Source organism: Streptomyces sp. SM18 (genome assembly GCF_002910775.2).
Taxonomy (GTDB): domain Bacteria; phylum Actinomycetota; class Actinomycetes; order Streptomycetales; family Streptomycetaceae; genus Streptomyces; species Streptomyces halstedii.
In genome coordinates this window covers 1,508,191-1,522,920 of sequence record NZ_CP029342.1, presented here as the reverse complement: position 1 = coordinate 1,522,920, position 14,730 = coordinate 1,508,191, and the positions used below count along the sequence as shown (strand labels likewise).

The 14,730-nt window shown below is 73.5% G+C and carries 9 protein-coding genes; 4 read left to right on the top strand and 5 right to left on the bottom strand.

Annotation, left to right across the window (positions count from 1 at the left end):
- Positions 1-165 precede the first annotated feature (165 nt).
- Positions 166-2,877: a DNA polymerase I gene (gene polA, locus B9S64_RS06745; protein ID WP_109492213.1), complete on the top strand. Its 2,712-nt coding sequence runs from the start codon at positions 166-168 to the stop codon at positions 2,875-2,877.
- Positions 2,878-2,985: 108 nt separating this feature from the next.
- On the opposite strand, the gene B9S64_RS06740 is transcribed toward polA, so the two are convergent.
- Positions 2,986-3,855 (bottom strand): DUF4184 family protein, encoded by an 870-nt coding sequence (locus B9S64_RS06740; RefSeq protein ID WP_109491992.1) that lies wholly within the window; start codon positions 3,853-3,855, stop codon positions 2,986-2,988.
- A 222-nt stretch (positions 3,856-4,077) separates the two neighbouring features.
- Here B9S64_RS06740 and B9S64_RS06735 point away from each other — a divergent pair, with 222 nt between their 5' ends.
- Positions 4,078-5,781 carry a lytic murein transglycosylase gene (locus B9S64_RS06735; protein WP_103488666.1) on the top strand — a complete coding sequence of 568 codons (1,704 nt, stop codon included), beginning with the start codon at positions 4,078-4,080 and terminating at the stop codon, positions 5,779-5,781.
- Positions 5,782-5,890: 109 nt separating this feature from the next.
- Here the strand turns inward: B9S64_RS06735 and hrpB are convergent, their stop codons facing one another.
- Both hrpB and B9S64_RS06725 read right to left on the bottom strand, forming a co-directional pair.
- Complete coding sequence (hrpB, locus tag B9S64_RS06730; RefSeq protein ID WP_109492212.1) at positions 5,891-8,470, bottom strand: ATP-dependent helicase HrpB; 2,580 nt, start codon at positions 8,468-8,470, stop codon at positions 5,891-5,893.
- A 47-nt stretch (positions 8,471-8,517) separates the two neighbouring features.
- Positions 8,518-9,342, bottom strand: a complete 825-nt coding sequence (locus B9S64_RS06725) for a class I SAM-dependent methyltransferase (protein ID WP_103489743.1) — start codon at positions 9,340-9,342, stop codon at positions 8,518-8,520.
- A gap of 397 nt (positions 9,343-9,739) precedes the next feature.
- On the opposite strand from B9S64_RS06725, the gene rpsA reads away from it, so the two are divergent.
- Positions 9,740-11,251 (top strand): 30S ribosomal protein S1, encoded by a 1,512-nt coding sequence (rpsA, locus tag B9S64_RS06720; RefSeq protein ID WP_018104558.1) that lies wholly within the window; start codon positions 9,740-9,742, stop codon positions 11,249-11,251.
- A gap of 142 nt (positions 11,252-11,393) precedes the next feature.
- On the opposite strand, the gene B9S64_RS06715 is transcribed toward rpsA, so the two are convergent.
- Both B9S64_RS06715 and B9S64_RS06710 read right to left on the bottom strand, forming a co-directional pair.
- Positions 11,394-12,356, bottom strand: a complete 963-nt coding sequence (locus tag B9S64_RS06715) for a right-handed parallel beta-helix repeat-containing protein (RefSeq protein WP_103489744.1) — start codon at positions 12,354-12,356, stop codon at positions 11,394-11,396.
- A 492-nt stretch (positions 12,357-12,848) separates the two neighbouring features.
- Positions 12,849-13,571, bottom strand: a complete 723-nt coding sequence (locus B9S64_RS06710) for a DUF4232 domain-containing protein (protein ID WP_103489745.1) — start codon at positions 13,569-13,571, stop codon at positions 12,849-12,851.
- Between the two features lie 202 nt (positions 13,572-13,773).
- On the opposite strand from B9S64_RS06710, the gene B9S64_RS06705 reads away from it, so the two are divergent.
- A complete protein-coding gene (locus B9S64_RS06705) occupies positions 13,774-14,712 on the top strand; it encodes a PAC2 family protein (protein WP_103489746.1) in 939 nt (312 codons plus the stop codon).
- Positions 14,713-14,730 lie beyond the last annotated feature (18 nt).

The window sequence follows — 14,730 nt, the reverse complement described above, 5'->3', positions numbered from 1 at the left end:
CTTTGCGTCGTCGCTTCGCTGACCCTCGATCCTGTCATGGGACGGCGGCGGGCGGACCTCCGGGAACGGGGGGGACGGCACGGCTGTGCGGGGGCGTGTGGTAGGAGGGGCGGGCCGGGCGGCGGCCGGTCCGGATTGTCAGTGGTCCGTGGCAGGATCGGGGGCGTGGCTGAGACGGCATCGAAGAAGACGGCAGACAACCGACCGCGCCTGCTCCTCATGGACGGGCACTCCCTGGCGTACCGGGCGTTCTTCGCCCTGCCCGCGGAGAATTTCACGACGGCGACGGGGCAGCCGACGAACGCCGTGTACGGCTTCATGTCGATGCTGGCGAACACCCTGCGCGACGAGGCGCCGACCCACTTCGCGGTGGCGTTCGACGTGTCCCGTAAGACGTGGCGCGCGACGGAGTTCCCCGAGTACAAGGCGAACCGCTCCAAGACCCCCGACGAGTTCAAGGGGCAGGTCGAGCTGATCGGCGAGCTGCTGGACGCGATGCGCGCGGACCGGTTCGCGATCGAGGGCTTCGAGGCGGACGACGTCATCGCGACGCTGGCCACGCAGGCCGAGGCGGCGGGCTTCGAGGTGCTGATCGTCACCGGTGACCGGGACTCCTTCCAGCTGATCACGGACGACGTGACGGTGCTGTACCCGACGAAGGGCGTCTCGGAGCTGACGCGCTTCACCCCGGAGAAGGTCCAGGAGAAGTACGGGCTCACCCCCGGCCAGTACCCGGACTTCGCGGCGCTGCGCGGCGACCCGTCGGACAACCTGCCGGGGATCCCCGGGGTCGGTGAGAAGACGGCCGCGAAGTGGATCAACCAGTTCGGTTCGTTCGCGGAGCTGGTCGAGCGCGCCGAGGAGGTCAAGGGCAAGGCCGGGCAGAATTTCCGCGACCACCTGGACGCGGTGAAGATGAACCGGGTGCTGACCGAGATGGTCCGGGACGTGGAGCTGCCGAAGGCCCCGCAGGAGCTGGAGCGCGCGCCGTACGACCGTTCGGCGGTCACGGGCATCCTGGACATACTGGAGATCCGTAATCCGAGCCTGCGCGAGCGGCTGCTGGCGGTGGATCCCGGTGCCGAGGAGGCGGGGCCCCCGGAGCCCGCGGCCGGTGTCGAGCTCGACGGCGCGGTGCTGGGGGCGGGCGAGGTCGCCCCGTGGCTGGAGGAGCACGGCCACCAGCCGCTCGGTGTGATGACCGTGGACACCTGGTCGCTGGGCGCCGGCTCGGTCACCGAGATCGCGCTCGCCACCGCGGACGGGCCCGCCGCCTGGCTGGACCCGGCCGAGCTGGACGAGGCCGACGAGCGGGCGCTCGCCACCTGGATCGCGGACCCGGCGCGGCCCAAGGTCATGCACAACGCGAAGAACGCCCTGCGGGTCTTCCCCGAGCAGGGCTGGCGGCTGGAGGGCGTGTCCATGGACACCGCGCTCGCCGCCTACCTCGTGAAGCCGGGCCGCCGCTCCTTCGCCCTGGACGCGCTGGCCGTGGAGTACCTCGGCCGCGAGCTCGCCCCTGCCCCCTCGGCCGACGGCCAGCTCGCCTTCGGCGCGGACGACCGTGCCGAGGCCGACGCGCTGATGGCGCAGGCCCGTGCCGTGCTCGATCTCGGTGAGGCGTTCACGGTCCGGCTGGAGGAGGTCGGCGCCACCGGTCTGCTGCACGACATGGAGCTGCCCACCTCGATCCTGCTGGCCCGGCTGGAGCGGCACGGCATCGCCGCCGACCGGGACCACCTGGAGTCCATGGAGCAGCAGTTCGCCGGTGCCGTGCTCCAGGCGGTCAAGGAGGCGCACGCCGCGGTGGGCCGGGAGTTCAACCTCGGCTCGCCCAAGCAGCTCCAGGAGGTCCTCTTCGGTGAGCTGGCGCTGCCGAAGACCAAGAAGACGAAGACCGGGTACACCACCGACGCGGACGCGCTGGCGTGGCTCGCGGAGCGGACCGAGCACGAGCTGCCGGTGATCATGCTGCGCCACCGTGAGCAGGCGAAGCTGCGGGTGACGGTCGAGGGGCTGATCAAGACGATCGGCGAGGACGGCCGGATCCACACCACGTTCAACCAGACGGTCGCCGCGACGGGCCGGCTCTCCTCCACCGACCCCAACCTCCAGAACATCCCGGTGCGTACGGACGAGGGCCGGGCCATCCGCCGGGGCTTCGTGGTCGGCGAGGGCTTCGAGTCGCTGATGACCGCCGACTACAGCCAGATCGAGCTGCGGGTGATGGCGCACCTGTCCGAGGACGCCGGCCTGATCGAGGCCTTCACCTCGGGCGAGGACCTGCACACGACGGTCGCCTCGCAGGTGTTCGGTGTCGGGAAGACGGCGGTCGACGCCGAGATGCGCCGCAAGATCAAGGCCATGTCCTACGGACTGGCGTACGGGCTGTCCGCGTTCGGGCTCTCCCAGCAGCTGAACATCGAGGCCGGTGAGGCCCGCGCCCTGATGGACACCTACTTCGAGCGGTTCGGCGGGGTGCGCGACTACCTCCACCGGGTCGTGGAGGAGGCCAGGGCCACCGGATACACCGAGACGATCCTCGGCCGCCGCCGCTACCTCCCGGACCTGAACAGCGACAACCGCCAGCGCCGTGAGGCCGCCGAGCGGATGGCGCTGAACGCCCCGATCCAGGGGACGGCCGCCGACATCGTGAAGGTCGCGATGCTGCACGTGGACCGGGCGCTCAGGGAGGCGCGGCTGACGTCCCGGATGCTGCTCCAGGTCCATGACGAAATCGTCCTGGAGATCGCCGCCGGCGAGCGGGAGCGGGTCGAGGAGATCCTGCGCCACGAGATGTCCGGTGCGGTCGAGTTGCGTGCGCCGCTGGACGTCTCGGTCGGCGTCGGCCGGGACTGGGAGTCGGCGGCGCACTGAGCACGGGGCGCCGGGCGAGGCCGCGCCGGGCGGCCTCGCGCCGGGCACCGGTCCACCGCCGGGCGCCGGCGGCCGCGCGTCGGGCCCACGGTCCGGGGCCCGGCGGGGTCAGGCCCCCGCGCCCCGGTCGGCCTGGGCCTGGTGGCCGGTGCGCGGCCCGTCCGGTGCGCCGGGGGTACGCCGCCCGCGCAGCCGCGTCCACGCCCCGTACAGCAGCAGACCGGCTCCGAGTCCCGCCCCGGCGCCGAAGCAGGCGGTCGGGATGATGTCCAGCGGGGTGTCCACCCGCCCGAAGTAGGCGTACCAGCGGGCACAGCGGTGGACCGTGCCCAGCAGGACACACAGCCCGAGCAGCCCGAGGGCCCACCGGCGTCCGGCCCGGCCGAGCACCGGCACGGACGGCGGTGCCGCGACCGGCCCGGCGTGCCGCAGCCCCCTGTACACGAAGTGGGCCAGCGCCCCCAGGGCCACCGCCGAACTGCCGTACTGGACGAGCTGGAACACCGGGTGGCCGCCGACGCTCCGGCCGAGGACCGGTACCAACTCCGTGCCCCACCGGTCGTGATGGGTGAACGCGTCCCACACCACATGGGTGGCCGAGCCGATGACCGCGGAGAGCACGAACCACCCGGCCTCCGCCGCCGTCAAGGGCCCCGGCTCCCGGCGGCGCCCCCGCAGGAACGCGTGCACCCGTCCGCGCCACCGCGCGGGCAGCAGCGCCACCAGCGGTTCGCGCAGCATCAGCCAGAGGGCCACCAGGGCGCCGGTGACGAGGACGTCCACCGTGACCACCCCCCACGCGGCGTGGGTCACCGCGCCGAACTCCATCGCCCCGGGGATCACGGTGTCCGCGTAGTAGGTGAGATCCGGTGCGAACGAGCCCGCCACGAGCGCCGAGGCGACGAGCGGGCCGCGGCCCGCGCCGGAACGGCGGATCCCGGGCAGGACGGCTGCGGCATGGCTGAGTGTGAACGGCACGGCGCAAGTATGCGTGAGCCCCCCTGCGAGCCCCCCGTGAGCCCTCGCCGACCGCCGCCGCAACCCCGGTGAACGGACTCGGCACACGCGCTGACGCGAACGTGAAAAAACCGTAAGAGGCGGTCATGTGCCGGTGTCCGGGCGCTCCATGGTGTCGTAGGGTCGCCAGAGTCCTCGCGCCGGGGAGCGCGGACAGGCGTCGACGGGGAGGGACCAGAACACATGGCAGCGCAATTCGGCCGCAGGCTGCGCAGGGGGGCCACCAGCACCGCCGTCGTCGCGGTCGCGGTGGCGGCCCTCGCCGCCTCCCAGGCCCCCGCGGCCACGTCCCAGGACAGCGCGGGCGGTGACCCGGCGGCGGCCGGCACCGACACGGACCCCGGCGACGGCGGAGCCACCGGCAACTCGCCCTACCACACCGACCTTCCGCCGCTCGTCACCCCCGACAAGCCCGGCACCTCCGTGGACCTCCCGGCGACCGGAACCACCGAGGCGGGCATACCCGCGACCGTCCTGGACGCGTACAAGAAGGCGGAGCGGGAGGTCGGCCGCACCGACGCCGCCTGCCGCCTGCCGTGGCAACTGCTCGCCGCGATCGGCAAGGTCGAGTCGGGCCAGGCGCGCGGCGGCAAGGTCGACGCCAACGGCACGACGTTCTCCCCGATCCTCGGCCCCGTCCTCGACGGCCAGGGCTTCGCGCTGATCAAGGACACCGACGGCGGTGCGTACGACGGCGACGCGACCCACGACCGCGCGGTCGGCCCCATGCAGTTCATCCCGTCGACCTGGGAGGTGTGGGGCCAGGACGGCAACGGCGACGGGCGCAAGGACCCCAACAACATCTACGACGCGGCGCTGGCCGCCGGGCGCTACCTCTGCGCGGGCGGGCGCGACCTGGCGGTGGCCGCGGACCTCGACCGGGCGGTGCTGAGCTACAACCACTCGCAGGAGTACCTGCGGACGGTGCGCTCCTGGTTCGACTTCTACAACCGCGGTACGCACGAGGTGCCCGACGGCACCGGTGTCCTGCCCTCCGGCACCGGCGCCGGCTCCTCCCCGTCGCCGACCCCGACCCCGACCCCCACCCCGTCGCCGAGCGGCTCCACCGGCACGAAGCCGAAGCCGAAGCCCACTCCGACCCCCACCCCGTCGAAGCCGGGCGGCGGCACGAGCCCCACGCCCGAACCGTCGAAGCCCACCGAGCCGACGACACCGCCCACCACACCGAAACCGCCCCGGACGCTCGGCAGCATCGAGAACGCCGGCACCCCCGCCCTCACCGCGACGGCCGGCGAGGCGTTCGCCGGACGGGTCGCGGTCAAGGCCAGGGACACCCTGGGCGCCCCGCTCGCCGAGGCCGAGATCACCTTCACCCTGACCGGCGGCACCGACGCCCGGTTCGCGGGCGGCGCGAGCACCGTCACCGTCCCCACCGGGGCCGACGGCATCGCCACCGCACCGGTCCTGACGGCCGGTGAGAAGACGGGCGCGTTCACGGTGACGGCCGTGGCCGGCACCCCGCGTCCGCGTACCCTCACCTTCGCCGCCCAGGTCACCGCCCGTCAGGCGGACGCGCTCACCCGCACCGGCGACGAGGCGCTGACCGCCGCCCCGGGCGCCACGTTCGCCCCGGTCGAGGTCAGGGCGACGTACAAGGGCGAGGGCCTCGCGGGCACCGCCGTCACCGCCACCCTGGTCACCGACGGCGCCACACCCACCGAGAACGACGAGGGCCCGTACTTCAAGGGAGCGGACGGCGAGGTGCTCCGTACGCTCACCGGCCTCAGGACCGGCGACGACGGCGTCCTGGAACTCCCGGCCGTCCACGCCGACGACACCGAGGGCACCTACACGCTGCGCCTCACCACGGACAGCGGCGTGACCCTCACCGTCGAACTCACGGTCACGGCACCGCCCGCCGCCTGACCCGCACCGGGCCCACGGCGGCCCCCGGCCAGGTACGCTCGGCCGGGGGCCGCCGCGCGCACACCACGGCGGTCCGGCCGTGCCGGGATGTACGGGCCGTACGGCGGCGCTACCGGCCGCGGAGCCGCGCCGAGGTGAGACGGGTCGCCTCCATGGACGCCGGGTCCTCGGGCCACGGATGCTTCGGGTAGCGGCCGCGCAGCTCGGCCCGCACCGCCCGGTAGCCCTCCCGCCAGAACGACGCCAGGTCCGCCGTCACCGCGGCGGGCCGCCCGGCGGGGGACAGCAGATGCACCAGTACGGGAACCCCGGCCACCCGGGGCGTCTCCCGCAGCCCGAACAACTCCTGCACCTTCACGGCGAGGACGGGCTGCTCACCGCCGTACTCCACCCGGACCCGGGACCCGCTGGGCACCTCGATCCGCTCCGGAGCCAGTTCGTCCAGCCGGGCCGCCTCGCCCGACGCCCACGGCAGCAGGACGCGGAGCGCCTGGCCCGCGTCGATCCGCGCCAGATCCGCGCGGCGCCGGGCCCGCGACAGCGCCGGCTCCAGCCACACGCCGGCGCACGCGAGCAGCGCCCCGTCGGACACGTCCGGCCACGGTGCCCCCCGCACCCGGTGCAGGAACGCGAGCCGCAGCCGCAGCTGCTCGGCGTCCCGGCTCCACCGCAGCAGCCCGAGCCCCTCGGTCCGCAGCCCCTCCAGCAGGGCCTCCCGCACCAGGTCCGGGGCGGGCTGCCGCAGGGCGCGCACCGACAGCTCGATCGCCCCCAGCCGCTCCACCGCACGCGCCACCACGTCGCCGTCCGCCCAGCCCACCTCCTCACCCGCGGACCGCAGATGCCCGGCGGCCAGCCGGGCCGTGTCCTCGTCGACGACCGCCGCGAGCCGCACCCGCGCGGACACCGCGTGCGCGGGCCGGTCGGCCACCGCGACCGCCAGCCACGGCGCGCCGCGCAGCCCCGAGCCCTCGCGCGGCTCGGCGCCGGTGCCCGACGCCATGAGGAACGCCCCCTGCCCACGGGCCCGCGCCACCCGCTCCGGGAACGCCAGCGCCGCCACCAGTCCGACAGCCACGTCGTCCGACACCCCGGCCGCCCCACCCCCGGAAGGCACCCCGGCCGTCCCACCCCCGGAAGGCGCCCCGGCCGTCCCACCCCCGGAAGGCGCCCCGGAACGCGACGCCCCCTCCAGGGCGGCCGACAGCCGCCGCACCTCCTGCCGCCAGCGCGCCGCGTACCCGTCCCCGCCCCGCCGGGCCGCGCGCAGGGCGGCCGCCAGGTCGTCCCCGTACTCCCGCGGCGGCTCCTCGCCGAGCAGCGCCACCACCTCGGCGGCCCGGCGCCCGCCCACCTGGGCCGCCCCGTCGAGCAGCGCGCGGGCCAGCCGGGGGTGCAGGCCCAGCCGGGACATGCGCACGCCACGGGACGTCACCCGGCCCGCCGCGTCCACCGCGCCGATCGCCTCCAGCACCTCCCGGGCCGCGCCCATCGCCCCGGCGGGCGGCGGGTCCAGCAGGGACAAGCCCGAGGCGTCCGGGTCGCCCCAGCAGGCCGCCTGCAACGCGAACGCCGCCAGATCGGCCACCTTGATCTCCGGCGACGGGAAGCGGGCCAGCCGGCTGTCCTCCGCCCGCTCCCAGCAGCGGTACACCACGCCCGGCGCCTCACGCCCGGCCCGGCCCGCCCGCTGGCGGCCCGCCGCCTGCGACGCCCGTACCGTCGTCAGCGCGCTCAACCCCCGCGCGTGGTCCACCCGCGGCTCCCGCGCCAGCCCCGAGTCCACGACGACGCGCACCCCCGGCACCGTCAGCGACGACTCCGCCACGGACGTCGCCAGCACCACCCGCCGCCCGCCCCCTGACCCGGCCAGCACCGCGTCCTGCACCGCCGCCGGGGCCCGCCCGTGGACCTGGAGCACCTCGGCGTCCACACCCGTGAGCTGCCCGGCCACCCGGCCGATCTCCCCGACGCCCGGCAGGAAGCAGAGCACGTCACCGTCCCGCTCCACGAGCGCCCGGCGCACCACGGCGGCCACGTGCGCCAGCAGCGCCGGATCGACCCGCATCCCGTGCGGCGGCCGTACGGGAGACGGCGGCGGGGCCCACACCACCTCCACCGGATGGGACACACCGGGAGCCTCGACCACCGGGGCGTCGCCCAGCAGCCGCGCCCAGCCCTCCGCGTCCGTCGTCGCCGACGCGGCGACCAGACGCAGTTCGGGCCGGACGGTCTCCCGCACGTCCAGGAGGAACGCGGCGACCGTGTCCGCGTCCAGATGGCGTTCATGGCACTCGTCGATGACCACCACGTCGACGCCGGCCAGTTCCTGATCGCGCTGGAGGCGCTGGAGGAGCACCCCGGTGGTCACCACCTCCACCACCGTGCCGGGGCCCACCCGGCGCTCACCGCGCACCGTGAAGCCGACCCGCTCACCGGTGCTCTCCCCGAGCAGCCACGCCATCCGCCGGGCCGCCGCGCGGGCCGCGATCCGCCGGGGCTCGGCCACCACCACCCGGCGCGCCGGCCCTCCACCGGTCAGTCCGGCGAGCACCAGCGGCACGAGGGTCGTCTTGCCGGTGCCGGGGGGTGCGCAGAGCACCGCGGCACCGTGGTCACCGAGCGCCCGCCGAAGGGCGGGCACGGCGGTGCGCACGGGCAACTGGTCCAGGGCGTCGGTACGGATCACGCCCCCAGTCTCGTACGCGCGGTCCCGTACGCGCACGGGTCCCTCCGTCACCAGGTGCGGCGGTCCCGCTCACAGACGAAGACCGCGGTGCCGGGGATGAGGTTGCCGCGCAGCGGGGACCAGCCGCCCCACTCCTGGTGGTTCCAGGCCGGCCACTCCGGCTCCACCAGGTCCAGCAGCCGGAAGCCGCCCGCCACCACGTCCCGCACCCGGTCGCCGAGCGTCCGGTGGTGCTCGACGTACACGGCGTTCCCCTCCTCGTCCTGTTCCACGTACGGCACGCGGTCGAAGTAGGAGGCGGCGACGGAGAGTCCTTCCGGGCCGGGTTCGTCGGGGAACGCCCAGCGGACCGGGTGCGTCACGGAGAACACCCAGCGTCCCCCGGGGCGCAGCACCCGGTGCACCTCGCGGAAGACCTGGACGGGGTCGGCGACGAACGGCACCGCGCCGTAGGCGGAGCAGGCGAGGTCGAAGGCACCGTCCCGGAACGGCAGCCGCCCCGCGTCGGCCTCCACCAGCGGCACACCGCCGCCGATCCGCAGCGCGTGCTGGAGCTGGCGGTGGGAGAGGTCGAGGGCGACGGGCCGGGCGCCCTGGGCGGCCAGCCAGCGGGAGCACTGGGCGGCGCCCGCCCCGATCTCCAGGACGTCCCGGCCCTTCAGGCCGGCGGCGGGTCCCAGCAGGGCGGCCTCCGCCTCGTCCAGTCCCTCCGGGCCCCAGACGAACCGGTCGTCCCCGAGGAACGCCCCGTGGTCGCTCTGGTACTCGTCGGCGTTCCTGTCCCACCAGCCCCGGTTCGCCCGGCTGCTCTCGGCGTCACCGGCCTCCCGGCGCGTCGCTTCAGGTTCCCACCCGTGGATCTCTTGGCTCATCGTGCCCGTCGTTGTAGTTTGCCTTCACCGTCCGTGCGGGCGGTGCCCGCACGGGGCCGTACGGGACGCCCCCGCGCGCCCGCGACACGCCGCCGCGGCCGATGTGGCCTCGGTGAACGTGAGTTGTGCCGGGATTGGGGCGTTGTGCCCCGGGTGTGCGCCTTCGCGCATTGACCCTGTCCGGCTGCCCCCGTATGCTACAAGTTGCGCTGCGAGCCTGCGCGCCTCAGACCTAGCAGGCCGCGCTCGCGTCTGTTGCATGTCCCCTCGGTTGTCGAGGCTCCTTCCGGATCATCGGTCGGGTGCTTTCCAGGCTGTCCGGCTTCTGCAGAGGCGATACGGGCTTTCGGCGTAGCAGTACCTACGACTCTCTGTCCGTACCGGAGCCCTTTCCCACATGACGAGCAGCACCGAGACCACCGCCACCACTCCGCAGGTTGCGGTCAACGACATCGGCGACGCGGACGCGTTCCTCGCGGCGATCGACGAGACGATCAAGTACTTCAACGACGGCGACATCGTTGACGGTGTCATCGTCAAGGTTGACCGGGACGAGGTTCTCCTCGACATCGGTTACAAGACCGAAGGTGTCATCCCGAGCCGCGAGCTCTCGATCAAGCACGACGTCGACCCCAACGAGGTCGTCAAGGTCGGTGACGAGATCGAGGCCCTGGTTCTCCAGAAGGAGGACAAGGAAGGCCGCCTGATCCTCTCGAAGAAGCGCGCTCAGTACGAGCGTGCCTGGGGCACCATCGAGAAGATCAAGGAAGAGGACGGCATCGTCACCGGCACCGTCATCGAGGTCGTCAAGGGTGGTCTCATCCTCGACATCGGCCTCCGTGGCTTCCTCCCGGCGTCGCTCGTCGAGATGCGTCGTGTGCGCGACCTCCAGCCCTACGTGGGCAAGGAGCTCGAAGCCAAGATCATCGAGCTGGACAAGAACCGCAACAACGTGGTCCTGTCCCGCCGTGCCTGGCTCGAGCAGACCCAGTCCGAGGTGCGTCAGACGTTCCTCACCACCCTGCAGAAGGGTCAGGTCCGCTCCGGCGTCGTCTCCTCGATCGTCAACTTCGGTGCCTTCGTGGACCTGGGTGGCGTCGACGGTCTCGTCCACGTCTCCGAGCTGTCGTGGAAGCACATCGACCACCCCTCCGAGGTTGTCGAGGTCGGCCAGGAAGTCACCGTCGAGGTCCTCGACGTGGACATGGACCGCGAGCGTGTCTCCCTGTCGCTCAAGGCGACGCAGGAAGACCCGTGGCAGCAGTTCGCCCGGACGCACCAGATCGGGCAGGTCGTTCCCGGTAAGGTCACCAAGCTCGTTCCCTTCGGTGCGTTCGTGCGCGTCGACGAGGGCATCGAGGGTCTGGTCCACATCTCCGAGCTGGCCGAGCGCCACGTGGAGATCCCGGAGCAGGTCGTCCAGGTCAACGACGAGATCTTCGTCAAGGTCATCGACATCGACCTCGAGCGCCGTCGCATCAGCCTCTCGCTGAAGCAGGCCAACGAGGCGTTCGGCGGGGACCCGGCGTCGGTCGAGTTCGACCCGACCCTGTACGGCATGGCCGCGTCGTACGACGACCAGGGCAACTACATCTACCCCGAGGGCTTCGACCCCGAGACCAACGACTGGCTCGAGGGCTTCGAGGCTCAGCGCGAGGTCTGGGAGACCCAGTACGCCGAGGCGCAGCAGCGCTTCGAGCAGCACCAGGCCCAGGTCATCAAGTCCCGCGAGGCCGACGAGGCCGCTGCCGCCGAGGGCGCTGCCGCCCCGGCCGGCAACGCCCCGGCTGCCTCCGGCGGCAGCGGTGGCGGCTCCTACTCCTCGGAGTCGGCGGACAACTCCGGCGCCCTGGCGTCGGACGAGGCCCTCGCCGCCCTGCGCGAGAAGCTGGCCGGCGGCCAGAGCTGACGCTCCGGTCCCGGTAGCCGATCGGCTGCGGTAGAGCAGTAAGACGTGAGGCCCGCCTCCCCTGTCGGGGGGCGGGCCTCACGTATGTCCCGGGGCGGGGCGGGGGGCCTCCTCCGCGCACGTCAGGGCGGAAGCGGACGGCTCAGGGCGTCACGGCGATGTTCGTCAGCCCGTTGCCGCCGGTGACCGTGTTGCTGCTGTACACGGTGGTGGGGCAACTCGCGCTCAGATTGGTGACGTTGACGGCGAGCCGCTTGTCGCCCGTCGCCCCGGTCAGGTCCGAGACGTTGCCCCGGAAGACCGTGCCGCAGCCCCAGCCGCTCTGCTGGGTGTGCGTCTCGTAGCCGTTGTTCGTGGTGCGTACGCCCCGGTTGTTCTCCACCAGCACGTCGTTCCCCTTCACATCGACCCAGGAATCGTCGTAGTTGGCGCCCGTCAGCCCGCCGCCGTCGAAGGTGTTGCCGATGACCCGGGTGCCGGTGGTGCCTTCCTTGATGTCGACGTTCTCGCCGCCCACGCCCGGTCCGATGACGTTGTCCAGGATCCGCACGTTGTCGCTCCGGTCGGTCAGAGTGCCCGCCGAGCCGACGTACACGCCCTCACCCATACCGCGCCCGTCGTGCCCGGTGTCGTAGATCCGGGAGTTCCGGATGACGCCGTCCCGGCTCGACGTGCGGAAGTGGACGCCCTCCATGTCCAGGTCGTGGACGGTCACCGAGTCGATGACGACCCCGGTCGCCGCGTCGGCCACGATGCCCTTCTGGCCCCCCGTGACGGTGACGCCGTACACGGTCCAGTGGGACGCGCCGTTCAGATGCAGCCCGTAGCCGCCGCCCGCCGTCAGCACCGCCCGCTCGGAACCGGTGAGGGTGATCCGGGCGGAGGCCGTCGCCGGGACCGTCGCCTTGAAGTTGCCGGTGTACGTGCCGTCGGCGAGCCGGATCGTGTCGCCGGGCGCCACGGCGGCGAGCGCCGCCTTGAGCTGGGCCGCGGTGGAGACCTCGGTGACCGTGGCCGCCTGGGCACCGCCGGCGGAGGCCAGGGGCAGAACACCGGCGGCCAGCGCCGCGGTCAGCAGGGCGAGGAGCGGGGTGCGGGTGCGCATGGGGGGTGCCTTCCCGTCGGAGGGGTGCCGGAGGCCCGGGAGGTGGTTCGCGTACCTGAACCGGGAGCGAGGCTCTGAATCGGCTGCTCGGTGACGGTAGGGCGGGGTTGTGGGCATGTCAAGGTCTGGACCATTGCCTAGGAGGGGTCCGGGGCAAGGACTCCGGACGATGCGCGAGCGGGGCACCGACGCGGGCCACGGCGAGGCGGCCTTCGGCGTCGGACGACCGCAGTGGCTCCGCGCCGTCCCGTACTCGTCCTGATCCGCCGTGAGGTGCCGTGCGGGCCAGGCCTGTTCGGGTCGGCCCGAGGCGGATCCCGCGCCGTCGGACCTGTCCCGAGCGGTGTCGGACCGAGCCGACCCGAGCCGCGCCGGGGCGGACGGTGCCGAGTCGTCCGGCAGGAGCGGGGTCCGCCCCGGCCGGACGGCTTCTCCCCGCCCGAGCCGACACGGGCGGTGGGCCGGTGCGCGCCCGCCCGCCGCGCCCGCCCGTCAGCCGATCGCCGTCGTCGTGAAGCGGTCGGCGCAGATCTGGGGCTGGGCCGTGCGCAGGGTCAGGGCGTCCTTGGAGCCGGGCGGGTAGACCTTGAGGTAGTCGGGCCGGTCCCAGCAGGGGGAGTCGCTGACCCCCTGGTTGGCGGTGTGCAGGGTGACCTCCGCCGTCTTGCCGGGCTGGATGACCTTCTGCGGCAGCGCGGGGCCCTCGCGCTCGGCCGGAGCGCCGATCACCCCGCCGTCCCGCTTGATGAGGGAGACCCCGGGGAAGCCGTGCAGCGCGCAGGCCCCGTCGGACGTGTTCACGAGGGTGAGCCGGTAGTAGACCTGGCCCGCGCCCGAGTCGGCCTGTTTCAGGCTCATCGTCAGTTCGTCGGCCGCGCACCGGTGCGGGCCGGCCGGAGCGGCGGACTCCGACGCGGAGGGGTCCGACGGGGCGGCGGGCGGCGAAGCGGTGGGGGAGCCGGCCGTGGTGGGGAAGCCGTCGGACGGGCTCGGCGTGTCGGACGCGGCACCGGCGGACACGGACCGGCTCGCGCCCGCCGGTTCGGCCGAGGTGGTACCGCCCTGGCAGCCCGCCGTCACGAGGGCGACCGAGACGGCCGCGACCGAGGCCAGGACGTACCGGCCCGGCCGGCGGCCCCCTCGGGTGGTCGTGGTGGACCGGTCCCGGCCCGTGGGCCCGGACGGTGTGATCGGGGTTCGCGGAAAGGAGTCCATCCCTAGCGCCTGCTCGGTTCCGGCCGGTCTGAACCGTCCCGGACCGCAGTAGACCGGTCCACGTGGCGGCGGGCGTGCCGCGCGACGGCCGAGGAGGGCCCGGCGCCGCCGTGCACCTGACGGTGCGTAACCCGGGTACGGCCGGGAATGCCGGGGGCGAGCGGTGTGTTCTTGTCGGGGAACACAAGGAGGAGCGGTAACCGTGCCTGATCCGCAGAGTTTGTACGAATGGGAGCCCGAGGGCCTGGCCGTCGTCGACATGGCGCTCGCCCAGGAGTCGGCCGGCCTGGTCATGCTCTACCACTTCGACGGATACATCGACGCGGGTGAGACCGGCGAACAGATCGTCGACGGCCTGCTGGAATCCCTGCCGCACCAGGTCGTGGCCCGCTTCGACCACGACCGGCTCGTGGACTACCGCGCGCGCCGCCCCCTGCTCACCTTCCGCCGCGACCGCTGGACCGCCTTCGAGACGCCGACCCTGGACGTCAAGGTCGTCCAGGACGTCACGGGGGCGCCGTTCCTGCTGCTGTCCGGGCCCGAGCCCGACGTGGAGTGGGAGCGGTTCGCCAAGGCCGTCGAGCAGATCGTCGAGCGCCTCGGTGTCCGCCTCGCGGTCAACTTCCACGGCATCCCGATGGGCGTCCCGCACACCCGCCCCGTCGGCATCACCCCGCACGGCAACCGCACCGACCTGGTGGCCGGACACCGCAGCCCGTTCGAGGAGGCACAGGTCCCCGGCTCGGCCGAGGCGCTCGTCGAGTACCGGCTGATGGAGGCCGGCCACGACGTGCTCGGCGTGGCGGCCCATGTGCCGCACTACGTCGCCCGGTCCGCCTATCCGGACGCCGCCCTCACCGCGCTCGAAGCGATCACGGCGGCGACCGGCCTGGTCCTGCCGAGCGTGGCCCACACCCTGCGTACCGAGGCGCACCGGACCCAGACGGAGATCGAGCGGCAGATCGGCCAGGGCGACGAGGAACTGGTCGCGCTCGTCGAAGGGCTGGAGCACCAGTACGACGCGGTCGCGGGCTCCGAGAGCCGGGGCAACCTCGTCGCGGAACCGGTCGATCTGCCGTCCGCGGACGAGATCGGCCGCGAATTCGAACGCTTTCTCGCGGAACGGGAGGGCGACTCCTGACAGGGTGTCTCCTCGGGC